The following is a 22,102-nucleotide window of genomic DNA, read 5'->3' as shown; positions in this document are numbered from 1 at the left end:
CGTTATTCCTCCTGCCATGGACCTCGGCGGCCACGAACGATTCCGCACCAGCGAGCCGAGAGTTCCCGGCCTGTCCCTGCTCGCCAACGGCTGGGCGGCACTGGCATCCGCCCATGTCGAGCGGGTCGACATCCACCTGAGATCCGGCCAGCTGGTCGCCGGCGCGCTCGATCTGCGCATAGACGGCGCCGTCGCAGAAGCATCGACCGTGCAGGGGCAATGGACGCATGTGTTTGCCGTTGCCGACGTAGTTCTGGTGCGCAAGGTGCCGCGCGGCGGCTAGGACGTGAAGCTCTCCGCGATCAACCGATAGCTGCGCAGGCGCGCGGCATGGTCGTACAGGATGTTCACCAACATCACGTCGGAGGCGCCATACAGCCGCGCCTTTTCCCGGATGGCGTCGCAGCATCGCGCCGCCGTTCCGATGATCGGCCGCCGGTTCGCAGGCATCGGCGCATGGTTTTCAGCCAGCCATTGCGCCGCCTTTTCCGGCGACGGCACCGGGATAAGCTCGCCCATCATCATCTTCGCGAACATCATCCGCGACGATCCCGCGATCCAGGCGGCCTGCTCGTCATCTTCGGCCGCGACCGTCCAGCATGCCACCATCACCTCCGGCTCGGCCGCCCGCGCAGACGGACGAAACGACGAACGATAGCTCTCGGCCAGCTCAGGCACCTCGCCCGCGATGAAATCGGCAATGCAATAGGGCAGGCCCAGCGCACCGGCCAGCAGGGCACTGTCGGCGCTCGATCCCAGCACCCAGATGTCCGGCTTCTCGGCGCCGCCGGGCAGCGAACCGCCCAGCTTGCGGAACGGGTGCTCCACAGGCAGGGCATCATCCAGATAGGCAAGCAATTCCTGCAACTGCTGCGGGAAATCGTTCGGCGCCCGAGTCCGCCGATCCTGCTGCAGGGCATAGGCCGTGATCTGGTCTGAGCCGGGCGCGCGGCCCAGCCCCAGGTCGATCCGTCCGGGCAGCAGCCCCGCCAGCATGGAGAAGCTCTCCGCTACCTTCAGCGGCGAATAGTGCGGCAGCATGATGCCGCCGGTGCCCAGCCGGATCTTCTGCGTCGCCAGCCCGACCGCCGCCAGCATGATCTCCGGCGAGGCCGACGCCAGCGACGGCGTCGCATGATGCTCAGCCATCCAGAAGCGGTGATAGCCAAGCCGGTCGGCCAGTTGCGCCAGCTCGATGCTGTTCTTCAGCGATTGCCCACCGCTTCCACCTTCCGGAATGGGCGACTGGTCGAGCACGGACAGACGCATCTATTTCATCCCCAGAAGTTCGCGGGCGATCGCCATCACCCGGTTGCGGTCGGCCGGAAATCCGGCCTCCACCCAGCGCCTTTCCACCTCGCCCAGCCGCCGCGAAACCTGGGGGCCGGGCGGCAACCCCATCGCGATCAGGTCCTTGCCCGAGATAGGCAGGCGCGGCCGCGCCCAACTGCTGAGCGCCCCGGCCCATTGCCCGGCGCGCGCATCGCCCGTCAGCAGCAGCAGATCCAGCGCGGCAGCCGGCCCCACGGCATAGGCAAGCGCGCGGGGATCGTCCGGAGCCGGAGACCGGTCCGCGTCGAGCGACAGCCGGTTCCGGTCGGCGTTGGAGAGCTTCAGCCGCGCCCCGACATCGGCTGCAAGCGCTGCGTCGGCCGGCAGCAGCGCCGACAGCCGTCGGAGCCCGTCCGCTGAAACCCGCGCCGCCGTTTCGGCATCGATCAGCAGCCGCAACTGTGCGACACCTGCCATCCCGATTTCCGGCAGCACCGGGCGCAGGATAGCGTTCCCGACCATCGCCTCGACGGTGGAAGCAGGCGAGGGCAGGGCGAGCAATTTCAGCAGTTCGTCGCGAATACGCTCGCGCGAGAGCGCCATCAGGTCATTCGCCCGCGCCGCACATGCCGCCAGACCCGCGGCATCCAGTTCGGGTGCAAACCGCGCCGAAAAGCGGAAGAAGCGCAGGATGCGCAGATGATCCTCGCCGATCCGCGCCAGCGGCTCCCCGATGAAGCGCACTCGCCGGGCGGACAGATCGTCCAGCCCGCCGAACCAATCCAGCACCTCGCCCGAAACAGGGTCCGCATAGAGCGCATTCATGGTGAAATCCCGCCGCGCTGCATCTTCCTGCCAGTCGTCGGTGAACGCCACTTCGGCATGCCGGCCAAAGCTCTGCACATCACGCCGCAACGTCGTCACTTCATAAGGCGTGCCGCCGACAACCGCCGTCACCGTGCCGTGCGCAAGCCCGGTGGGCACGGCTCGAATGCCTGCCTCCTCCAGCGCTGCGATAACCTGCGGCGGCGCCAGCCGCGTTGCCAGATCGATATCCGCCACCTGCGCCCCCAGCAGCCAGTCGCGCACGGCCCCACCGACAAGTCGCGTTGCGCCATCGTCGCCCGAAAGCGCCGCCAGCAACTTCCGAAAACCCGGCCGTTCCATCCACAATCCGGGGTCCAGCCGCGTCATGCCAGCCGCGCCGTCAGGTTCACCAGCATCCCGGCGGTCGCGCCCCAGATCATCCGGCCTTCCCATTCGATCACATAGAAGCGCCGCATCCGCCCCTTCCACTCCGCCTCGCGGATCTGCTGGTTCGCCGGATCCAGCGCAAAGGCCAGCGGCACCTCAAACAGATCGGCCACCTCGAACGGGTTAGGCACAAACTCCAGCCCGGGATCGATCAGCCCCACCACCGGGTCCACCGCATAGCCGGTTCCCGTCTGGTAACGGTCTGCAAGGCCGATGATCTCCACCTGATCCGGCCGCAGCCCGATCTCTTCCTGTGCCTCGCGCAACGCCGCCGCCACCGGGCCGTCATCGACATCGTCCACCCGGCCGCCCGGAAAGGCAACCTGCCCGGCATGGTTGCGCATGTTCGCCGTCCGCGTCGTCAGCAACAGGCCCGGCTCCGGCCGGCGCACCACCGGCATCAACACCGCAGCGGGCACGAAATCCAGCTTCGCATCGGTGCCAAAGACGCCGAAATCCTGGTCGCCCGCCAGCACCGGCTTCCGATCGGACGACAGGCTCAGGCGAAGGCGGTCAACCAGCGAAGGCAAAGAAGGCGCCCCCGCTCCACAGCCCCAGCGGCCCGCCATCGCGTGCCTGCTCGGCCAGCGCCAGATCCGCCAGCTCATAGAAAACCGCGCGGTTCACCAGCGCCTCCAGCGGGCGGTCCGTTCCCCCGCGCACATGCAGATACGGCCGCGGCGTGCCGTCCGCCGCCGTCTCCAGCCGCAGCGGATGCTCCGGCCCCGCCAGCACGATATCGTCGGTCAGCAGCCGGAAGGCCAGCTGCCGCTCCCGTCCGTCGCCCTTGCTTGTCACCTCAACCGCCAGGAACGGTGCATCCTCCACCGCGATATCCAGCTTCTCGACCGGGGTCACCAGCACGAAGCTGCCGTCCGCTTCCCGCCGGAGAACGGTGGAGAACAGCTTTACCAGCGCCATCCGTCCGATCGGCGTTCCCATGTGAAACCAGGTGCCGTCGGCTGCGATTCGCATGTCGCTGTCCCCGCAATGGGTGGGGTTCCACTGCTCCACGGGCGGCAGGCGCTTCTCCGCCACCGCCTTGGCGATCTCCGCCAGGCTCGCGGTCGCAAGGTCGGGCCCGTCGGGCCGGATCGGTTCTGCAGTCGACACCATCAGACCGACATGGGGCCGCCCCAACGGGTGGTCAAGCTGTCGTTCAGGCCGCCCGCTCGGTTGTGACAGGAGAGGCGAGCGAGGCATGGCCGCCCAGCCGCTGCGCATCGCGCGCCCTCAGCAGCAGCCGATGCCGATCCACCGGCCCGGGCAGCTGCCACTTGCCGGTGTGCGTCGCGGAAAAGCCCCAGCGCCCGTAATAGGGCTCGTCGCCGATCAGCAAGACGGGAAGCTTCAGCTTGTCGAGCTCGGCCAGCGCCAGGTCCATCAGTCGCATGCCGATCCGCTCGCCGCGCCGCTCCGGATGGCTCACCAGCGGCCCCAGTAGCGCGATCGGCCGCCGGCCAGATGCGTGCTGCAGGTCCAGCAGCCATGTCTCCACGCTGCCGATCAGATTCACGCCGTCCATCGCCACAAAGCTCGCATCCTCGATGCGTTCGGCGCCCTTGCGCAGGATCGAGGCCGTCCGCTTCTGTCTGGCAGGGCCAAAGCAGAGGTCCAGCAAATTGCCCACCGCGTCGGGGGCCGTTTCAGAGTGCGAGAGAAAATCCACGGGCAGGTCCATGCAGCATACTTGTTTCGGAAAAGTGTCGAGGAAAGGAAACCTCAATGAAGTTCCTCGCCACTGGCGAGGACCGGATGGCCGCCAGCCACCCGCCCGCCGTGCCTGCCCCAACACACCCTGTTGCAGGGCCGGGGCGCACGGCGGTCAGCCGCGTCGAATCTGTCGTTTCAGCGCAAGTTTCCGCATGGTGGCGCGGCGTATAGCAACGCCATGGCCAAATTGAAAGCCCCGTGCGCCGGCCTCAGGCAGGGGCGTTCGCGTCATCCTGATCCTCGGCGGGCCGGTTCACCCAGCGCGCGCCATGCTCCTCGGCAAGCGCCGCCACCGCCAGCGCCTCGCCGATCTGCTCAAAGCGGAGCATGTCCGCGCCTTCGTCCTTCAGCCGCCAGCTGAGCCAAAGCCCGGGGGTCTCGAAGCGAACCTCGGTGGCATCGGCCTGCATTTCAGCACCGAACAGCAGCGCTTCGCCGGCGATCCTGTCGCCGATCCACACCAGCGCGCGACGATTGGTCAGCATATATCGCGCCCGCGCGCGGCCGTTGGACCTGAGCCAGACGGGAAGGGCAATGATCAGCACCATCCCCGCCACCATCGCCAGCACCAGCGGCAGGGCGGATGCATTGGGAGAACCGGCAAAGGAAGACCCCGCGAAATGCGGTTCGATCAGAGCCAGCGCCAGCCAGCTCAACAGCCCAAGCAGCAGCAGGAACCCGACCAGCTCCCACAGTTTGCGCACCAGCATCGCCGGCCGCCCCTGCCACAGGATCGTCTCGCCCTCTCCGGGGCGCTGCGGCCGCATCGTGCGCGCTTCGGCAACATCCACCGCGCCGTCCGCCACTGCCTCCCCGGAAGCCATCTGACTACGCATCAACGCTCAACGGTAAGGGCAATGCCCATTCCGCCGCCGATGCACAGCGTCGCCAGGCCCTTGCGCGCATCGCGGCGCCGCATTTCGTGCAGCAACGTCACCAGCACCCGCGCGCCCGAAGCGCCGATCGGATGGCCGATGGCGATAGCGCCGCCATTCACGTTCAGCCTGGCCGGATCCAGCCCCAGCTCCTGCCCCACGGCCAGCGCCTGTGCCGCAAAGGCCTCGTTCGCTTCCACCAGGTCCAGATCGCCCACAGACCATCCGGCCTTTTCCAGGGCCTTCTTCGACGCCGGAACAGGCCCGATCCCCATAACCGCCGGGTCCACCCCTACAGAGGCCCAGCTCTTCACATGCGCCAGCACCGTCGCGCCCCGCCGGGCGGCTTCCCCGGCCGACATCAGCACCAGCGCCGCAGCGCCATCGTTCAGCCCGGACGCATTGGCGGCCGTCACCGTGCCGTCCTTCTTGAAGGCGGGCTTCAGCCCGGACATCGCCTCCACCGTCGCACCGTCCCGGATATATTCGTCGGTATCGACCACCACATCGCCCTTGCGGGTCTTCAGCGTCACCGGCGCGATTTCGTCGACGAATCGCCCCGCCTTCTTCGCTTCTTCGGCCTTGTTCTGGGAACCGACGGCAAACGCATCCTGCGCTTCGCGCCCGATCTGGTAACGCTCGGCGACATTTTCTGCCGTGACACCCATGTGATAGCCGTTGAAGGCATCCCACAGGCCGTCCTTGATCATGGTGTCGACCAGTTCCAGCGCCCCCATCTTCTGCCCGGCGCGCAAAGCCTGCGCATGCATCGAAAGCGACATGTTTTCCTGACCTCCAGCCAGCATCACCGAGGCATCGCCGTTGCGGATCGCCTGTGCCGCCAGCGCCACCGCCCGCAAACCCGAACCGCAAACCTGGTTCACGCCCCAGGCCGGTGCATCCTGCGCTATCCCCGCCGCAATCGCAGCCTGCCGCGCCGGGTTCTGCCCCTGTCCCGCAGTCAATACCTGCCCCAGGATCACTTCATCGACATCGCTGCCCTCCACGCCTGCATCCGCCATCGCCGCCAGCAGCGCCACGCGCCCCAGTTCATGCGCGGGCGTCCCCGCAAAACTGCCCAGAAAGCTTCCAACGGGGGTACGACGGGCAGATGCGATCACAACATCGGTCATGGCTGTTCCTTCAAGCTCGCTTCGCCGCCCCTCTACGCCCGGCGGTGTCAGTTTGAAAGCCGTGCAACCACAGGGAAAGCGGCTCCCACAGGCTTGCCTGTGCGCCGTTTCCAACCACCATCCCGACATGCCCGGAATCGACATCCCGCCGGTCCGTGCCCGCGGTCCGGATGCGGGCTTCGGGCGGTACAATGCGGTCCCGCAGCGCACCGATATCCAGCACCGGCGCCCGGATCGCGTCGGGCGAAATCCGCTCGCCTCTGACCACCCAGCGTCCAGCCCCCATCAGATCCCTGCCGAATGCCTTCACGAACAAGTCTCTGGCCGCCGGCATGGTCAGCGGTGCGCCACTGTTCGCCCAATCCTCCACAGAGGCGAACCAGCCCAGATGCGGGTCACCCTCGGGCCGGCGCGACAGCGCCTCGAACTTGCGGACAACGGCTTCCTCGTCCAGCGCCCAGAACATCGGATTCAGCAAAGAGACCGGGACGGCGCCCAGCGATTGGCCCACCGGCTCGATCGCCCTCCAGATTTCCTGCGCCCGCTCCCGCGCGTCCTCGCCAAAGCCGCCATAGTGCCAGGGGGCAGCCAGCAGCGCCAACCGCTCCAGCCTCTCTCCCAGCAGTTGCCCGGCGGCAATCGCCAGCGTGCCGCCAAGACAATAGCCCATCAGTCGAACCGGCGCATCGAATCGCCTCAGCAGCGGCAGCAGCCGCGCCGACACCAGCCCCGCAAGCCCGAGCCGACGCTCGCTCGCCGCCATCGGCCCCCAGTCCAGCAGGAAAACCGCATGCCCTTGCCCGGCCAGGAACCGCACCAGCGACCGGCCGGGCGCCAGATCCAGAACCGCCGGCGCATTGATCAGCGAAGGCACGATCACCAGCGGCTTGCCCGCGCCCCCCACCCGCAGCAGCCGCACGCCCCCAATTCGCCCAATCTCGTCCAGCGCCGGCATCGGCATGGCCGGAGGCGCCGTCTGATAGCGCTTCAACCCCTCCAGAAACGCCTGCAGCCGATCCGGCTCATTCCCCGCCACCCGCGTTGCGAGCGACAGGAACAGGGGCAGCGGATGCGGACCCCGACCCTTTGCGCGACGATCAGCCATGCTGCGCAGCACCAGAGATTTGCGGCACAATGTTGCACATGCTAAGCCATGCGCAGCAAAGTCTTTCCAGCACTCCAGTCCGGAACGGATCTAGATGCCAAGCAAGCAACAACCACAACAGGGGACGCAGCAGGCCGGAGGCGAAGCCGCCCCGGTCATCATCAAGAAATACGCGAATCGCCGCCTCTACGACACCGAGAGCAGCAGCTACATCACGCTGGACCATCTCTCGGTGATGACCCGCGCCGGCCGCGAGTTCAAGGTGGTGGATGCCAAGTCGGGTGACGATATCACCCACAGCGTGCTCACCCAGATCATCGTCGAGGAAGAGAACCGCGGCACCACGCTGCTGCCGGTCAGCTTCCTGCGCCAGCTGATCTCCATGTACGGCGACCAGATGCAGGCGATGGTGCCGCATTATCTCGAAGCCTCGATGGAGGCTTTCCGCCGCAACCAGGAACAGGTGCGCAGCACGATGATGGGGATGATGGCCGGCGGCTCGAATCCGTTCGAAGCGCTTGCCCGCCAGAACATGGCGATGATGAAGGCCGCCGCCGACATGTGGGGCACCGGAATCCCGCAGCCAGATCTGAAGCAAGAAACCCGGCCCGAAGGCGGCGACGACGTGAAGGCCCTCAAGGCGGAACTTCAGGCCCTCCAGGCAAAGATCGACAAGCTGGCCAACTGATGGGCGCGCTCGAAAAGCGGCTCTCGGGTCTTCCGGCGGACATCGTCCGCACGGCGCCAGAGGATCTCGCTTCCCACCTGACCGACTGGCGCGGGGCAAAGCAGGGCAGGGCAGAAATGCTGCTGCTGCCCCGCAACACGTCGGACGTGGTGGAAATCGTCCGCTGGGCCGCTGCCAACAGGGTCGGGCTGGTGCCGCAGGGCGGCAATACCGGCCTCGTCGGCGGCAGCGTTCCGGAGCCGGACCCGTCGGGGCCTGTCGCCGTGCTGTCGCTTCGGCGGATGGACGCAATCTCGCCGGCAGACCCGGCTGGCCTGTCGATGGTCGCCGAAGCGGGCGCGATCCTCGCCAACGTCCATACCGCGGCCGAAGCCGCAGGCTGCCGCTTCCCGCTGTCGCTCGGCGCCCGCGGCAGCGCCACGGTCGGCGGCCTCGTCTCGACAAATGCCGGCGGCGTGCAGGTGCTCCGCCACGGCAACATGCGCAGCCTCGTCCTCGGTCTCGAGGCCGTCCTGCCAGACGGCAGCATCCTCGATCAGCTCACCGCGCTCCGCAAGGACAACACGGGCTATGACATCAAGCAGCTGCTGATCGGCGCCGAAGGCACGCTTGGCGTCGTCACCCGCGTCGCCCTGAAGCTCTCGCCTGCTCTCGCGCACCGCAGCATCGGCTGGGCAGGCCTTGCCTCGCCAAAGGAGGCCCTCGCCCTGCTGAAGCGTCTGCGCGCCGCCGCCGGCGAGGTGGTCGAAAGCTTCGAGCTGATGGCGGGCGCCGCGGTGGAGCTGACCTTCGATCACGCCCCCAACATCCGCCCTCCGCTTGCCGGCGCGCACGATTACCACGTCCTGATCGAACTCGGCGCAAAGGCTTCCGTCCTCGAATCCGTGCTCGCCGCCGCCATCGAGGCGGGCGAGGTGCAGGATGCAACCATCGCCCAGTCCGAAACGCAGGGCGAAGCTTTCTGGTCGATCCGCGAAACCATCCCCGAAGCGGAAAAGCGCCAGGGCAAGACAATCAAGAACGATATTTCCATAGCCGTCGCAGATCTCCCGGCCTTTCACGCCGAAGCTCTGGCCCTGCTGCAGCAGAAATACCCCGGCGCCCGTCCGTTTGTCTTCGGCCATCTGGGCGACGGCAATCTGCACTGGAACATCCGGGTTCCGGTCGACGCACCTGAAGGCTGGCTGGCGACGGAAGGGGAGGCGGCGCGGATCAGCCTCCACGATCTCCTCATGCGCTATCGCGGCTCCATCTCTGCCGAGCATGGAATCGGCACGTTGAAGGCAGCCGAACTCGGGCGCCTGGGCAATCCCGGCAAGCTCGCGGCCATGCGCGCCATCAAGTCGGCGCTCGATCCGCTCGGAATCATGAACCCCGGCAAGCTCTTCGCCTGATATCCCGTCATCGGGGATGCCGCTTGCTTGCGCCGGCTTGCCGCTCGCGCTAGAGCCGCCCCGTCTACCACGCGCTGGCCCGCCCGCGCACTTCCAGGATTTCAGGGAACCCAGATGGCAAGCCAACCCCCCGTTCAACTTCCGCTCTTCTACCAGAACCTGATCCCGCTCACTTCGGATCTGCACGCCAGCGATGGCCTCGTCGAGCGCCAGAACGTCGAGTTCGCCCGCGCCACCCACGCAATTCCCATCACGGTAGACGAGTTCGTGATGGCCCAGCGCCACTATCCGATCGTGTTTTCCGATGGCGCCGAAGGCGTGCCACTCGCCCTGGTTGGCCTGAAGGAAGGCGAAAACCTGTTCATGGACGCCAACGGCAACTGGGTGGGCGATGCCTATGTCCCCGCCTATGTCCGCCGCTACCCCTTCATGCTGGCCCGCCTGACGCCCGACGCGCAGGTGCTGAGCCTGGTGTTCGACGACAAGTCCGGCATCCTCTCGGCCGACTCCGACAACAAGATGTTCGACGCGGAAAAGCAGCCGACCGAAACCACCAGGAACATCCTCGCCTTCTGCGAACAGTTCGAACAGGCCGTCGCCCGCACCAAGAGCTTCATGGAAGAGCTGACCAAGCTCAACCTGCTGATGGACGGTCAGGCCCAGATCCAGAACCCCGGCATGGAGCAGCCCGCCACCTTCGCCGGCTTCAAGATGATCGACGAGCAGAAGCTGCAGAACCTGCGCGGCGATCAGGCCCGCAAGATGGTGCAGAACGGCATGCTCGGGCTGGTCTACGCGCACCTCTTCTCGCTGTCGCAGATGCGCGTCCTCTATGGCATGATGGTGCCCGAGCAGAAGGCGGCGTAAGCCTCTTCCCGCTTTCGCACCTGCAGAGCTTTTGTCGCCCGTCCGTGCTTGTAGCGCGGGCGGGCGCCGCATATTGTCCGTTTGACAGATTCGTTAATCTCGAAGGAGCGGGCAAATGCGGGCAATTCGAACAACTTCGGCGATCATCCTGGCGGCAGCGGCGTTCGCCTTTGCCACCCCGGTCCTTGCACAGGCAGCTCCATTGGACGTGCCCGCCGGCGAATATGTCGTGGACAAGACCCACGTCAGCCTCAACTGGAAGATCCGCCACCTCGGCCTGTCGGATTATACCGCCCGCTTCACCAGCATCGATGCAACGATCAACCTCGATCCCAAGGACGTGACGAAATCGTCCGTCACCGTTACCATCGATCCGAAGTCGGTAAAGACCGACTTCCCCTTCCCCGAGAAGGAGGATTTCGACAAGGTCATCGCCGACAAGTTCCTGCAGGCGGGCCAGTATCCGACCATCACCTTCCAGTCGACCGGCCTCAAGGCCACCGGCGCCAAGACCGGCAAGCTCACCGGCAATCTCACCTTCCTCGGCGTCACCAAGCCGGTCACGCTCGACGTGACGCTGAACGGGGCAATGGTGCACCCGATGCTCAAGGTGCCGGTGCTCGGCTTCTCCGCCGTTGGCACCTTCAAGCGCTCCGATTTCGGGATGACAGCGCTGCAGGGGCCGCTGGGCGATGAAATCAAGCTGCTGATCGAAGCCGAGTTCCGCAAGAAATGAGCCAGACGGACGTCCAGCGCAGCAGCTACAGCCGGATCGCGATCACCCTTCACTGGCTGATCGCGCTCCTCCTCATTGGCAATTTCCTCGGCGGCCTGCTGCTCGACGATCTGTTCAACTCGCCCGATGCCGGCACACGCCGGCTCGGCTTCACAGTGGTGCAACTGCACAAGAGCATCGGCCTCACCGTGCTCACCCTCACCCTGCTGCGCCTTGCGGTCCGCCTCGTCTCGCCACCGCCGCCGCTGCCGGCCCACATGACCCGCATCGAGCGGCTGCTTTCCAGGGTAACGCACGGGACCTTCTATGCCCTGATGATCCTGATCCCTCTCTCCGGCTGGGCGATGGTCTCGGCCAGCCCGCTCGGCTTCCCGACGATGTGGTTCGGCCTGTTCGAATGGCCGCACCTGCCGATCACGCCCGGCAAGCAGGGCGCGGATGCCGCCAGCGAGGCGCATGAAATCCTCGCCTTCTCGGCAGCCGCGCTTGTGGTGCTCCATGTCGCCGCAGCTCTGAAGCATCATTTCTGGGATCGCGACGATGTGCTCGCCCGCATGCTGCCGCTGATCCGGAAGGGGCAGGGATGATCCGTGCGCTCGCCCTTATGCTGCTGGCAACGCCTGCGGCCGCCAGCCAGTGGAACCTGGTCCCTGCGCAATCCAGCCTTTCATTCGCCCCGGAATGGAACGGGCAGGCACTCGATGGCCGCTTCCCGAAGTTCAGCGCCAGCATCCGTTTCGATCCGGCGAAGCTGACCGAGGCGAAGGTCGATGCGGTGATAGACCTCGCCGCCGCCACCACGCCAGACAAGACGGTGAATGCCAGCCTCCCCACGGCAGACTGGTTCGATGTGAAGAAGAGCCCCACTGCCCGCTTCACCAGCAGCTCGATCACGCAGGTAAAGCGCGGCCAGTATCTCGCCAGGGGCACGCTCACCATGCGCGGGCTGGCGGTTCCCGTGGCCTTGCCCTTCACGCTCGCCATCAAGGGCGACACGGCAACCATGCAGGGCCAGGCCGTGCTCGATCGCCGCAGCTTCAAGATCGGAAACGACAGCGACGCGTCCGGCACTTGGGTCGGCTTCAAGGTTCCTGTTAAGGTGCGGATCACAGCCACCCGCCAGAAGTAGTTCCGCTTTCCGATGCCCTACGATCACCCGGTACCGTTCGACACGATATTCCAGCCCTGCTGGATGCCAGACCTGCTGTTTCGCACCGCCGAACGCGTGCCGGACGCGCCGCTGATGGACTTCATGGGGCAGGTAACAAGCTACGCGGAAACGGCGGCGCTCGTCCGCAGGGCAGCAGCCGGCATGCGTGCGCTTGGCATCGGCCCGGGCTGCACCGTCGGTCTCTATCTGCCCAACTGCCCGCACTATGTGATCGCCGCCTATGCCACCTGGCTCACCGGCGCCCGCCTCGCCAACTTCTCGCCGCTCTACACCGCCGAGGAACTGCGCCATCAGGTGGAGGACAGCGAAGCCGATTTCATGGTGACGCTGGATGCAACCGCGCTTCTCCCCACGATAGAGAAGGTGCTGGCCAACAGTCGGCTGAAGGGTCTCCTCATCGGCAGCGTCGCGGAAGTTCTGCCGCCGGTGAAATCCATCCTCTACCGCCTGTTCAAGGGCAAGGAGCGCACCCCCTTCACGCCAGATGCGCGCCACATCCCCTTCGCCAGCCTCTACACCCATGGCGAACTGCCGCGCCCGGCGGAGGCGCCGCCCACCTCCGAAGTCGCGTTGCTGCAATATACCGGCGGCACAACCGGCGCGCCAAAGGGCGCCATGCTCACCCATGCCAATCTGTCGATAAACGCCCAGCAGGTGAACAGCATAGACGATGATCCGGATGCGCCGGACCGCATTCTGGCGGCGCTCCCGCTGTTCCACATCTTCGCCCACACCTGCATCATGAACCGCACCATCCTGCGCGGCGGGCTGATGGTCATGCTCCCGAAGTTCGAGGTGAAGGCGGCCCTTGCCGCCATCGAGCGCACGAAGATCACAGCGCTCCCCGGCGTTCCCACCATGTACCGCGCCCTGCTCGACAGCCCGGACATCGCCCGCCACGACCTCACCAGCATCCGCATGTGCATTTCAGGCGGTGCACCGCTGCCGGAGCCGTTGAAAGAGGCGTTCATCGCCAGGTCGCATGCGGAACTGGTCGAAGGCTATGGCCTCACCGAAAGCTCCGGCGTGGTCAGCGCCAACCCCTACAGCACGGGCGGCAAGAAAGGCTCCATCGGCCAACCGGTCCCGGGCACCGAGATCCGACTGCTGGACAAGGACGACCCGACAAGACTGGCCGCCCCTGGCACCTCGGGCGAGCTCGCCTTTCGAGGCCCCCAGATGATGCTCGGCTACTGGAAGCGGGACAACACAGGCGTCTTCCAGGACGGCTTCCTGCGCACCGGCGACGTCGCCGAGCGCGACGAAGACGGCTATCTCTTCATCGTCGATCGCCTGAAGGACATGATCATCGTCGGCGGCTTCAAGGTCTTCCCCAGCCAGTTGGAAGACATCCTCTACACCAACCCCGCGGTGAAGGAGGCAATCGTCATCGGCATCCCCGACCCGTATCTCGGCGAACGACCCAAGGCCTTCGTGACGCTGAACGAAGGCGCAACCGAAACCGGCGAAACCCTCTGCAAATGGCTGAACGGCCATGTCGGCAAGCACGAACGCGCCGTCGCCGTCGAAGTCCGCGACACCCTCCCCAAGACCATGATCGGCAAGCTCAGCCGCAAGGAACTGGAGGAAGAGGAGAGGGCAAAAGCGGCTTAGGACGTGAACAGGGGCGCAACCGCCGCCAGCGCCGCTTCAGCCTCGGCCCGGTCCGCCACCTCGCTTGCATCGCCATATCCGAACATCTCGCTCGGCCCCACCGCCTGCACCACGATTCCGTCCGGCCGCGGCAGCAGGCTCACGCCGCGATAATAGAGCGAATAGTCCACCCCCCGCTGTGGCGGCAGCCAGGCGATCTGTCCGCGCACCGGCGTGATCGTCTCGTCCTTCCACAACGCCCGCGCGCCATAGCCCGTGCAGTTCACGACCACCGGCTGCTTCAGCCGCGCCAGATCTGCCGGCGTTTCGAAAATCATCTGTTCGATCCGCCCGCCTTCCAGCAGGAAATCCGCCATCAGCCGGTGTGAAAGCTCGGCGACGTTGAAGGTCAGCGACGGCATCAACCGCGCCTCCGCCACCGGAAACGGGTGCTCCGCCCGGGTCAAGGGTCGGGAACGCGGCGCCAGATCCCGCAGCCGCCCGCCATAGTGCGCAAAGTCGATCGCATTTGCCGGCGGCGCATAGGCCTGCTGCTGCTCTTCCTTGTCACGCAAGATATAGAAATCGCTCCAGAAAACCGGGTTTCCCGCAGTCCCCACATAGCCCAGATGCGTCGCCCAGGAGGCTCGCGCCATCCGCTCCCACCGGTCGGGAAAATCCGCCGAGACCCTTGCCCGATCCGCCACCCGCGAATCCGGCGACCATGTGCCGGTCGCCCGCGCAGACCGAGTCTCCGGCGCCCGCTCCTTTGCATAGATCGTCACGCGCGCGCCGGCACGTTGCAGCGTCAGTGCCGTGGTCAGCCCGATCGCGCCACATCCGATAACGGCAATGTCCCGCGCGCCGCCTTCCAGCGCCAATCCTGCCGCCACCTCGGCGGAACCCCAGGAAAGCGACCACCCGCTTCCGCCATGGCCATAATTGTGCACCACCCGCTTGGCCGCCACAGTCTCCGCCTCGATCCGTGGCCCGGCGGCGCGAAACGGCCGCAGACAGACGGTAATCTTCGCAATACGCTCCGCCCGCACGTCGATCGGCACCAGCGGCGGCTTCACAAATCCCGGCGCCAGCACGGCCTGCCCGGCCACGCGCGGCGCGCAGCCCGCCAGCCCCATCGCGCCGATCCCGGCCAACACGTCCCTTCTGTTCTGCACAAGCCTGCTTTGAACCACTTTGCTCATCTGCCTCTCAATTTCGCCCTTGCGCCCGCCACGACAAGCGCGAACACTGCCCCTTCACCATATTGCCGGGGGGCAGCATATGAAATCCGCACATGCAATTCTGGCCGCGCCCTGCGTGGCGTTCATCCTGTTCGCCACCGCCCATGCGCAAACCGGCCCAAAGTCTCGCGGCGATCCATCCACATGGATCACCACCGACGATTATCCCCCGCTGGCCGCAAGCGAGCGCCGGGAAGGGCGCGTTACCGCCCGGATCAGCATCGATGCCACCGGGCGCGTGTCGGATTGCGGGGTCATATCCTCCAGCAGCCATGCCGATCTCGATAACCAGACCTGCTTCCTGATCCTGCGGCGCGCCCGCTTCATCCCCGCCCAGGACGCAAACGGCAATGCAGTTCCCTCTATCATCGCCAGAAGCATCCGCTGGAAACTGCCCGATCCTGAGCCAACGCCGGCCTACGATGCGCCGGCCTATGCGGCCCCCGCCTACAGCGCCCCCGCGCCGCACAATGGCCAGACGGTTTTCACCCCCGCACCGCCGCCCGCCAGCTTTTCCAGCAAGCAGATGACGGAAGACATGCAGCGGCAAGCCGCCGAACTGCTGGCAAGGAAGCAGAAACCTAAATAGGCGCTACGAACCCTGCGCCATATGCGTCCGCTCCGGCTTCTGCTCCAGGAACCGCAAGGCGCTCAGCACATGCGCCTTCATCCCCACCTTCAGCGCCTTCTCGTTGACGGTGAAATAGGGGCTGTGGTTCGGCGGCGTATCCTTCACCTCCACCCCATCCGGGCTGATGCCGAGGAAATAATAGACCCCGCCCACCGCCTGCATGAAGACGCTCACATCCTCAGAAGGCGTTACCGGAGCCGCCGCCGGATTGATGTTCCCGGCGCCAGCAGCCTCCGTCGCCGGCCCCTGCAGCCATTCCGCAAGCGCCGGTTCGTTATAGGTCAGCGGCCCCGAAAGCGTCAGCTCGGTCTTCGCCTTGCTGCCATAGGCGAGCGCAATCGCGTCGACCGTCTTCGTCAGGTCGGCCATCAGCCTGTCGCGCTGCGCCACATCGAAGGTGCGCATCGTCCCGCCCATAACCAGCTGATCGGGGATGATATTATAGCGCACGCCCGCGTTCACGGTGGCGATAGTCAGTACCGTCGGAAACTGTGTAGGGTCGGTCGTCCGGGCGGTCAGGCGGTTCACTTCCTGGATTGTCGTCGCCGCCTGCGAAATGATGTCGATCCCGCGCCACGGCTGCGCACCATGGGTCTGGCTGCCGTCGATGGTGATCTTCACCTGCCGCGCTTCCGCCATCATCCCCTTCGGCCGCCAGCTCAGCGTGCCGGCGCGTGCCGGCCAGACATGGATGCCAAAGACCGCGTCCGGCACGGGCGAGGAGATGGCTCCCTCCTCCTTCATCAGCTGCGCGCCGCCTCTTTCACCCGGAGGCGGCCCTTCCTCCGCAGGCTGGAAGAGGAAGACGACAGTGCCCGGAAGCTCCGCCTTCATGCCGGCCAGCATTTCCGCCGCGCCCATCAGCATCGCCACATGCGCATCATGGCCGCAGGCGTGCGCCACCGGCACCGTCTGCCCGTTATAGGTGCCGGTCGCCGTCGAGGCGAAGGGCAGGCCGGTCGCCTCCCTGACCGGCAGCGCATCCATGTCGGCTCTCAGCGCCACGACACCGCCGGGCTTGCCACCCCTCAGCACGCCCACCACACCCGTCACGCCCACCTTCTCGCGCACCTCGATCCCCAGCGACCTCAGGTGCGCGGCAACCAGCGCAGCCGTCCGTACCTCTCGGTTCCCCAGCTCCGGATGCTGGTGGATGTCCCGCCGCCAGGCGATCACCTTCGGCTCCAGCGTATCGGCTCGCTGCTCGATGGTTGCCAGCGGAACGGCGGCGAACACCGGCGAAGAGGCCAGCAGCGAGGCAAGGATCAGCGCGCGCAAATGTCAGTCTCCCAGGCAATTTCTGCAAGGCTAGGGCGCAGTCCCCGCGCCCGCAAGCCGCCAGCCGCTTGACCATGGTTGCGCCCCCGTCCAAAGGGCAGGCCATTCGGGAGAGAGCATGGCATTCAGCGAAGACATTTCCGGCCTCAGCTTCGAAGCGGCGTTGCAGCGGCTCGAAGCCATTGTGCGCCAGCTGGAATCCGGCGATGCGCCTCTCGATGCAGCCATTGGCCTCTATGAAGAGGCCCAGGCGCTCCGGTCGCATTGCGAATCGAAACTGTCTGCCGCGGAAGCCCGCATCGCGCAGCTGCAACTCGACCAGGACGGCAAGCCCGTCTCCGAAACGCCCTTTGCAAGCTGAGCCACGGGGAAAGATGCAAGCAAGCCTGAGCCTGAAGCCGGCGATCGATGCCATCGGTGAAGCGGTAGATGCCCGCTTCGACCGTCTGCTGGCGGTCCCCAACGATCCGCGCGCCACCCTCTACGAGGCGATGTGCTATGCGCTGATGGGCGGCGGCAAGCGCATGCGGCCCTTGCTGGTGGTGGCCTCCTGCGATCTCTTCAACGTCGACCGAGAGCGTGCCATGCGCGTCGCCCTCGCGATCGAGGCCGTGCATGTCTACAGCCTCGTCCACGACGATCTGCCCTGTATGGACGACGACGACCTGCGCCGCGGCAAGCCCACCGTGCACAAGGTCTACGACGAAGCCATGGCCGTCCTCACCGGAGACAGCCTGTTCGCCGTCGCCTTCGAGCTGCTGGCCGATGAAGCCACGCACGAAGATCCTTTCGTCCGCTCGGAACTGGTGCTGGAACTTGCCCGCGCTTCCGGCCCCGCCGGGATGGCAGGCGGGCAGGTGATGGACATAGCCGCCGAAACCCAGACCTTCGATCTCCCCACCACCACCCGGCTGCAGCAGCTGAAGACCGGCGCCCTCATCGGCTTCTCTGTCGAGGCCGGCGCCATCATGGGCAAGGTCGGCCCGGCAACCCGCCTGAAGCTGAAGGGCTACGCGCGCGACCTGGGTCTCGCCTTCCAGATCGCCGACGATCTGCTCGACGTGGAGGGCGATCCGGAACTCGCCGGCAAGGCGCTCCGCAAGGACGGCGAGGCCGGCAAATCCACCTTCGTCTCGCTCCTGGGCGTGGAGCGTGCCCGCGCACAGGCCGAAATGCTGATCGATCAGGCCATCCACCACCTGCAGGGCTTCGGCCCGGAGGCTGATCTGCTGCGGGCCATCGCCCGCTTTGCCATCGAAAGGGATCGTTGATGCGCATCGGGGTCTATCCGGGCACGTTCGATCCCATCACCTTGGGGCACATGGACATCATCCGCCGTGGCGCGCGCCTGGTGGACAAGCTCATCATCGGGGTGGCCACCAACCCGTCCAAATCTCCCATGTTCACGCTCGACGAACGTGTCGGCCATGTCCGCCGCGAAACGGCGGAGATCGGCAATGTGGAGGTGGTTTCCTTCGACGCCCTGTTGATGCATTTCGCCGAGCAGCAGAAGGCCTCCGTCATCGTCCGCGGGCTGCGCGCCGTCGCCGATTTCGAATATGAGTTCCAGATGGCCGGGATGAACCAGCAGCTGAACGACCAGATCGAAACCGTCTTCCTGATGGCCGATGTGGCGCTGCAGCCCATCGCCTCGCGTCTGGTGAAGGAAATCGCCAGCTACGGCGGCACGATCGACAAATTTGTATCGCCCGCCATCGCCAGAGAAGTCGGCGCCCGCGTCTCCGGAAAATCCCGATCCTGAGGATGTTCAGCTTGCCGCAAGCAGTTGCCCGCATAGGGCTGTGTATATGATTCGTCTGGCACTTGTTTCCGCCGCCCTGATGTTCGGGGCTCCCGCGTTTGCGCAGGCGACTGGCGATCAACCCGCCGCACCGCAACCGGAAGGCAAGGTGCTGGCCGTGCCGCAGGCGACGCCCGTTCTGGACCCCGAGAATATCCTCTACCTGGATCTCTCCACCGGCGGCCGCGTCACCATCCTGCTGCGCCCGGCCGTTGCACCCAAGCATGTCGAGCGCATCAAGCTGCTGACCCGCAAGGGCTTCTACAACGGCCTCGTCTTCCACCGCGTGATCGACGGCTTCATGGCGCAGACCGGCGACCCGAAGGGCACGGGTGAGGGCGGCTCCGATCTTCCCGACCTGCCGGCCGAGTTCAACGACCTGCCGCACGTGCGCGGCGCCGTTTCCATGGCCCGCACGCAGGATCCGAACTCGGCGAACAGCCAGTTCTTCATCATGTTCCAGCCCATGCTGCGGCTCGATCGCACCTACACCATCTTCGGGCGGGTGATTTCGGGCATGCAGTGGGTCGACGCCATCGCGCGCGGCGAGCCGCCGGCGAACCCCTCACGCATCCTGCAGGCCTCGATCGCGGCCGACAACAAGCCGCCGCCGGCCTTCCCGGCGCCTAAGGCTGCGGAAGATCCGGTCGCCGCCGAAGCGGCGAAACTGCTGGCGCCCCAGCCCAAACCCTGACATCGGCCGGCCGATGCTGGTCGAGGATTTCGATTTCACCCTGCCCGAAGAGCGGATCGCCCTGCGCCCGGCGCACCCGCGCGATTCCGCACGCCTGCTGCAGGTACGCCCGGGCGGCCTTTCCGATCACATCGTTCGCGACCTCCCCACGCTGCTGCGCGCCGGCGACACGCTGGTCTTCAACGACACCCGCGTCATCCCGGCCCAGCTTTCCGGCCGCAAGGGCGAGGCGGCCATCGATGTCACCTTGCACATGCGCCTCGGCCCGATGGAGTGGCTCGCCTTCGTCCGCAACAGCCGCCGCCTGAAACCGGCCGACCGCGTGCAGTTCGGCGCCGATCTGGATGGCATCGTCATCGAAAAGCTGGACGAAGGCCAGATCCACTGGCGCTTCGAAAGCAAGGATCCGCTGGAAGTCGCGCTGCAGCGGGCAGGGCGGATGCCGCTGCCGCCCTATATCGCCCGCAAGCGCGGCATCGATGCGCAGGACCTCAGCGACTACCAGACCATCTATGCGCGCGATCCCGGTGCCGTCGCCGCCCCCACCGCGGGCCTGCACTTCACGCCAGAGCTTCTTGCCGCAGTGGCCGCCGCCGGCATCACCACGGAAACGGTCACCCTGCATGTCGGTGCCGGCACGTTCCTGCCGGTAAAGGTCGATCGCACCGAAGACCACCGCATGCACAGCGAATGGGGCCACGTCCCCGCCGAAGTCGCCGCCCGCCTGCACACCGCCAAAAGCGAAGGCCGCCGCATCATCCCCGTCGGCACCACGTCGCTCCGCCTGCTCGAAAGCGCGAAGCTCAAGGCCTTCACCGGCCCTACCGACATCTTCATCACGCCCGGCTACCGGTTCAACACCGTCGACGGCCTGATGACCAACTTCCACCTGCCCAAGAGCACGCTCTTCATGCTCGTCAGCGCCCTGATGGGCCTCGACACCATGCGCAGCGCCTACCGGCACGCCATCGATACCGGCTACCGCTTCTACAGCTACGGCGACAGCTCGCTGCTCCTGCCGTGACGGCGTCGGCTTCCTTCGCGCCACATGTCCACACAGACACCCGGCTTCTCATTCTCGGCAGCCTGCCGGGCACGGCATCGCTCGCCGCCCGGCAATATTACGCCCACCCCCGCAACCAGTTCTGGCGCCTGCTGGGCAGCGCCATCGGGCAAGAACTGGCCACGATCCCCTACCCGAAACGGCTCGAAACTCTGGCCGCACACCGCATCGGTCTGTGGGACGTGGTGAAATCCGCCCACCGCCGGGGCAGCCTCGATTCCGCGATCCGCAACGCGGAAAACAACGATCTCGCCACCCTCATCGCCAGCCTCCCCGATCTCCGGGCCATTGCCTTCAACGGCGGGACAGCGCACAGCATCGGCACCAGGCAGCTGATGGGGCAGCTTACGGCACAGGGGCTACCCGCCATCCGCCTGCCATCCAGCAGTCCGGCCTATGCAGCGATGGCGTTCGAGGCCAAACGCGACGCCTGGCTTGCCCTTCGCGACCATCTGGAGTGACAAGAGTGAACCGCTTCAGCTTCGAGATCCACGCCACCGACGGCCGCGCCCGCACCGGCGTGATCGCCACCGATCGCGGCGAAATCCGTACGCCCGCCTTCATGCCCGTCGGCACCGCCGCCACGGTCAAAGCGATGCACCCGGAGGCCGTCCGCGCCGCCGGTGCCGACATCATCCTCGGCAACACCTACCATTTGATGCTCCGCCCCGGCGCCAAGCGCATGGCCCGCCTGGGCGGCCTGCACCGCTTCATGAACTGGCAGCGCCCGATCCTCACCGACAGTGGCGGCTATCAGGTCATGAGCCTCGGCGCGCTGGTGAAAATGAAGGAGGAGGGCGTCAGCTTCCAGAGCCATGTCGACGGGTCGAAGCATTTCGTCAGCCCCGAGCGTTCCATCGAAATCCAGCGCCTGCTCGGCTCCGATATCGTCATGGCCTTCGATGAATGCACGCCGTTCCCGGCCACCCGCGACCGCGCCGAACAATCGATGCGCCTCTCCATGCGCTGGGCCAAACGCTCCCGCGACGCCTTCCTCGAAAACCCCGCGCCCGCCCTGTTCGGCATCCAGCAGGGCAGCATGTTCCAGGATCTGCGCCGCGAATCCGCCGAAAAGCTGATGGAGATCGGCTTCGAAGGCTATGCCATCGGCGGCCTCGCCGTCGGCGAAGGGCAGGGCGCCATGTTCGACGTCTTGGACTATGCGCCTCAGATGCTGCCCACTGACCGGCCCCGCTACCTCATGGGCGTCGGCAAGCCCTCCGACATCATCGGCGCCGTCCTGCGCGGCGTCGACATGTTCGATTGCGTGCTCCCCACCCGCTCCGGCCGCACCGCACAGGCCTTCACGCTCGACGGCACGCTCAACATGCGCAACGCCCGACACGCCGAAGACATGGGCCCGATCGATCCCGAATGCCCATGCCCCACCTGCGCCAACTACAGCCGCGCCTATATCCATCACCTTGTAAAAACGGACGAAATCCTCGGCCCCATGCTGCTTACCCAGCACAATATCTGGCACTATCAGCAGCTGATGCAGGGCCTGCGCGACAACATCGCCAGCGGCACAGTCGAGGCATTCGCCAAGGAACGCCTCCACAGGCTGGAAAGCGGCGACGCGAAGGCGTAAAC

26 protein-coding genes are annotated in these 22,102 nt (G+C 66.2%); 16 read left to right on the top strand and 10 right to left on the bottom strand.

Annotated elements, in window-relative coordinates:
• Window positions 1-16: 16 nt before the first annotated feature.
• A complete protein-coding gene (locus IM784_RS03395; RefSeq protein WP_199553850.1) occupies window positions 17-283 on the top strand; it encodes a hypothetical protein in 267 nt (88 codons plus the stop codon).
• On the opposite strand, the gene IM784_RS03390 is transcribed toward IM784_RS03395, so the two are convergent.
• The 8 genes from IM784_RS03390 to IM784_RS03355 all read right to left on the bottom strand — a co-directional run bounded on the left by IM784_RS03390 (window position 280) and on the right by IM784_RS03355 (window position 7,352).
• Window positions 280-1,269 carry an LLM class flavin-dependent oxidoreductase gene (locus IM784_RS03390; protein ID WP_199553849.1) on the bottom strand — a complete coding sequence of 330 codons (990 nt, stop codon included), beginning with the start codon at window positions 1,267-1,269 and terminating at the stop codon, window positions 280-282. The genes IM784_RS03395 and IM784_RS03390 overlap by 4 nt on opposite strands.
• Window positions 1,270-2,466 carry a CCA tRNA nucleotidyltransferase gene (locus IM784_RS03385; protein WP_199553848.1) on the bottom strand — a complete coding sequence of 399 codons (1,197 nt, stop codon included), beginning with the start codon at window positions 2,464-2,466 and terminating at the stop codon, window positions 1,270-1,272.
• Window positions 2,463-3,056 carry a CoA pyrophosphatase gene (locus tag IM784_RS03380; RefSeq protein ID WP_235976497.1) on the bottom strand — a complete coding sequence of 198 codons (594 nt, stop codon included), beginning with the start codon at window positions 3,054-3,056 and terminating at the stop codon, window positions 2,463-2,465. Before IM784_RS03380 ends, IM784_RS03385 begins: the two co-directional genes overlap by 4 nt.
• Window positions 3,040-3,642, bottom strand: coding sequence for a DUF1285 domain-containing protein (locus IM784_RS03375; RefSeq protein WP_199553846.1), 603 nt, complete (start codon window positions 3,640-3,642; stop codon window positions 3,040-3,042). The genes IM784_RS03380 and IM784_RS03375 overlap by 17 nt, the downstream gene beginning before the upstream one ends.
• A gap of 43 nt (window positions 3,643-3,685) precedes the next feature.
• Window positions 3,686-4,207, bottom strand: coding sequence for a GNAT family N-acetyltransferase (locus IM784_RS03370; protein ID WP_199553845.1), 522 nt, complete (start codon window positions 4,205-4,207; stop codon window positions 3,686-3,688).
• Between the two features lie 241 nt (window positions 4,208-4,448).
• The gene (locus IM784_RS03365; protein WP_199553844.1) at window positions 4,449-5,063 is read right to left on the bottom strand and encodes a proline-rich nuclear receptor coactivator motif-containing protein; all 615 of its coding nucleotides are present in this window, start codon (window positions 5,061-5,063) and stop codon (window positions 4,449-4,451) included.
• A gap of 11 nt (window positions 5,064-5,074) precedes the next feature.
• On the bottom strand, window positions 5,075-6,247 hold the full coding sequence (locus IM784_RS03360; protein WP_199553843.1) for an acetyl-CoA C-acetyltransferase: 1,173 nt from the start codon (window positions 6,245-6,247) through the stop codon (window positions 5,075-5,077).
• 10 nt (window positions 6,248-6,257) lie between these two features.
• On the bottom strand, window positions 6,258-7,352 hold the full coding sequence (locus IM784_RS03355) for an alpha/beta hydrolase (RefSeq protein ID WP_199553842.1): 1,095 nt from the start codon (window positions 7,350-7,352) through the stop codon (window positions 6,258-6,260).
• Window positions 7,353-7,446: 94 nt separating this feature from the next.
• Here IM784_RS03355 and phaR point away from each other — a divergent pair, with 94 nt between their 5' ends.
• From phaR to IM784_RS03320, 7 genes are all read left to right on the top strand, one after another.
• Window positions 7,447-8,040: a polyhydroxyalkanoate synthesis repressor PhaR gene (gene phaR, locus IM784_RS03350; protein WP_199553841.1), complete on the top strand. Its 594-nt coding sequence runs from the start codon at window positions 7,447-7,449 to the stop codon at window positions 8,038-8,040.
• A complete protein-coding gene (locus IM784_RS03345; protein ID WP_199553840.1) occupies window positions 8,040-9,434 on the top strand; it encodes an FAD-binding oxidoreductase in 1,395 nt (464 codons plus the stop codon). Before phaR ends, IM784_RS03345 begins: the two co-directional genes overlap by 1 nt.
• 114 nt (window positions 9,435-9,548) lie before the next feature.
• Window positions 9,549-10,301, top strand: a complete 753-nt coding sequence (locus IM784_RS03340; RefSeq protein ID WP_199553839.1) for a SapC family protein — start codon at window positions 9,549-9,551, stop codon at window positions 10,299-10,301.
• Window positions 10,302-10,416: 115 nt separating this feature from the next.
• Window positions 10,417-11,037, top strand: coding sequence for a YceI family protein (locus tag IM784_RS03335; protein ID WP_199553838.1), 621 nt, complete (start codon window positions 10,417-10,419; stop codon window positions 11,035-11,037).
• The gene (locus tag IM784_RS03330; protein ID WP_199553837.1) at window positions 11,034-11,624 is read left to right on the top strand and encodes a cytochrome b; all 591 of its coding nucleotides are present in this window, start codon (window positions 11,034-11,036) and stop codon (window positions 11,622-11,624) included. The genes IM784_RS03335 and IM784_RS03330 overlap by 4 nt, the downstream gene beginning before the upstream one ends.
• Window positions 11,621-12,166 carry a YceI family protein gene (locus IM784_RS03325; RefSeq protein WP_199553836.1) on the top strand — a complete coding sequence of 182 codons (546 nt, stop codon included), beginning with the start codon at window positions 11,621-11,623 and terminating at the stop codon, window positions 12,164-12,166. The genes IM784_RS03330 and IM784_RS03325 overlap by 4 nt, the downstream gene beginning before the upstream one ends.
• A gap of 12 nt (window positions 12,167-12,178) precedes the next feature.
• A complete protein-coding gene (locus IM784_RS03320; RefSeq protein WP_199553835.1) occupies window positions 12,179-13,822 on the top strand; it encodes a long-chain-fatty-acid--CoA ligase in 1,644 nt (547 codons plus the stop codon).
• Here IM784_RS03320 and IM784_RS03315 read toward each other — a convergent pair.
• Window positions 13,819-15,003, bottom strand: a complete 1,185-nt coding sequence (locus IM784_RS03315; RefSeq protein ID WP_199553834.1) for an FAD-dependent oxidoreductase — start codon at window positions 15,001-15,003, stop codon at window positions 13,819-13,821. The genes IM784_RS03320 and IM784_RS03315 overlap by 4 nt on opposite strands.
• Window positions 15,004-15,082: 79 nt before the next feature.
• Between IM784_RS03315 and IM784_RS03310 the strand changes: the two genes are divergently transcribed.
• Entirely contained in the window at window positions 15,083-15,631 is a 549-nt protein-coding gene (locus tag IM784_RS03310; RefSeq protein ID WP_199553833.1) for an energy transducer TonB, read from the top strand.
• A gap of 3 nt (window positions 15,632-15,634) precedes the next feature.
• On the opposite strand, the gene IM784_RS03305 is transcribed toward IM784_RS03310, so the two are convergent.
• Complete coding sequence (locus IM784_RS03305) at window positions 15,635-16,951, bottom strand: amidohydrolase (protein WP_199553832.1); 1,317 nt, start codon at window positions 16,949-16,951, stop codon at window positions 15,635-15,637.
• Between the two features lie 118 nt (window positions 16,952-17,069).
• Here IM784_RS03305 and IM784_RS03300 point away from each other — a divergent pair, with 118 nt between their 5' ends.
• Genes IM784_RS03300 through tgt form a run of 7 tightly spaced genes read left to right on the top strand, consistent with a single transcriptional unit; the run spans window position 17,070 to window position 22,100 of the window.
• The gene (locus IM784_RS03300) at window positions 17,070-17,312 is read left to right on the top strand and encodes an exodeoxyribonuclease VII small subunit (protein ID WP_199553831.1); all 243 of its coding nucleotides are present in this window, start codon (window positions 17,070-17,072) and stop codon (window positions 17,310-17,312) included.
• Window positions 17,313-17,325: 13 nt separating this feature from the next.
• Window positions 17,326-18,222 carry a polyprenyl synthetase family protein gene (locus IM784_RS03295; protein WP_199553830.1) on the top strand — a complete coding sequence of 299 codons (897 nt, stop codon included), beginning with the start codon at window positions 17,326-17,328 and terminating at the stop codon, window positions 18,220-18,222.
• Entirely contained in the window at window positions 18,222-18,713 is a 492-nt protein-coding gene (gene coaD / locus IM784_RS03290; protein ID WP_199553829.1) for a pantetheine-phosphate adenylyltransferase, read from the top strand. Before IM784_RS03295 ends, coaD begins: the two co-directional genes overlap by 1 nt.
• A 46-nt stretch (window positions 18,714-18,759) precedes the next feature.
• Window positions 18,760-19,446: a peptidylprolyl isomerase gene (locus tag IM784_RS03285; protein ID WP_199553828.1), complete on the top strand. Its 687-nt coding sequence runs from the start codon at window positions 18,760-18,762 to the stop codon at window positions 19,444-19,446.
• A gap of 13 nt (window positions 19,447-19,459) precedes the next feature.
• Window positions 19,460-20,470 (top strand): tRNA preQ1(34) S-adenosylmethionine ribosyltransferase-isomerase QueA, encoded by a 1,011-nt coding sequence (gene queA, locus IM784_RS03280; RefSeq protein ID WP_199553827.1) that lies wholly within the window; start codon window positions 19,460-19,462, stop codon window positions 20,468-20,470.
• On the top strand, window positions 20,467-20,970 hold the full coding sequence (locus IM784_RS03275; protein WP_199553826.1) for a DNA-deoxyinosine glycosylase: 504 nt from the start codon (window positions 20,467-20,469) through the stop codon (window positions 20,968-20,970). Before queA ends, IM784_RS03275 begins: the two co-directional genes overlap by 4 nt.
• A complete protein-coding gene (gene tgt, locus IM784_RS03270; RefSeq protein WP_199553825.1) occupies window positions 20,967-22,100 on the top strand; it encodes a tRNA guanosine(34) transglycosylase Tgt in 1,134 nt (377 codons plus the stop codon). The genes IM784_RS03275 and tgt overlap by 4 nt, the downstream gene beginning before the upstream one ends.
• Window positions 22,101-22,102: the final 2 nt, after the last annotated feature.

Source organism: Sandaracinobacteroides hominis, assembly GCF_016464365.1.
Classification (GTDB): domain Bacteria; phylum Pseudomonadota; class Alphaproteobacteria; order Sphingomonadales; family Sphingomonadaceae; genus Sandaracinobacteroides; species Sandaracinobacteroides hominis.
Note: the sequence above shows the minus strand (reverse complement) of the source record. Positions and strands in the feature narration are given on the sequence as shown.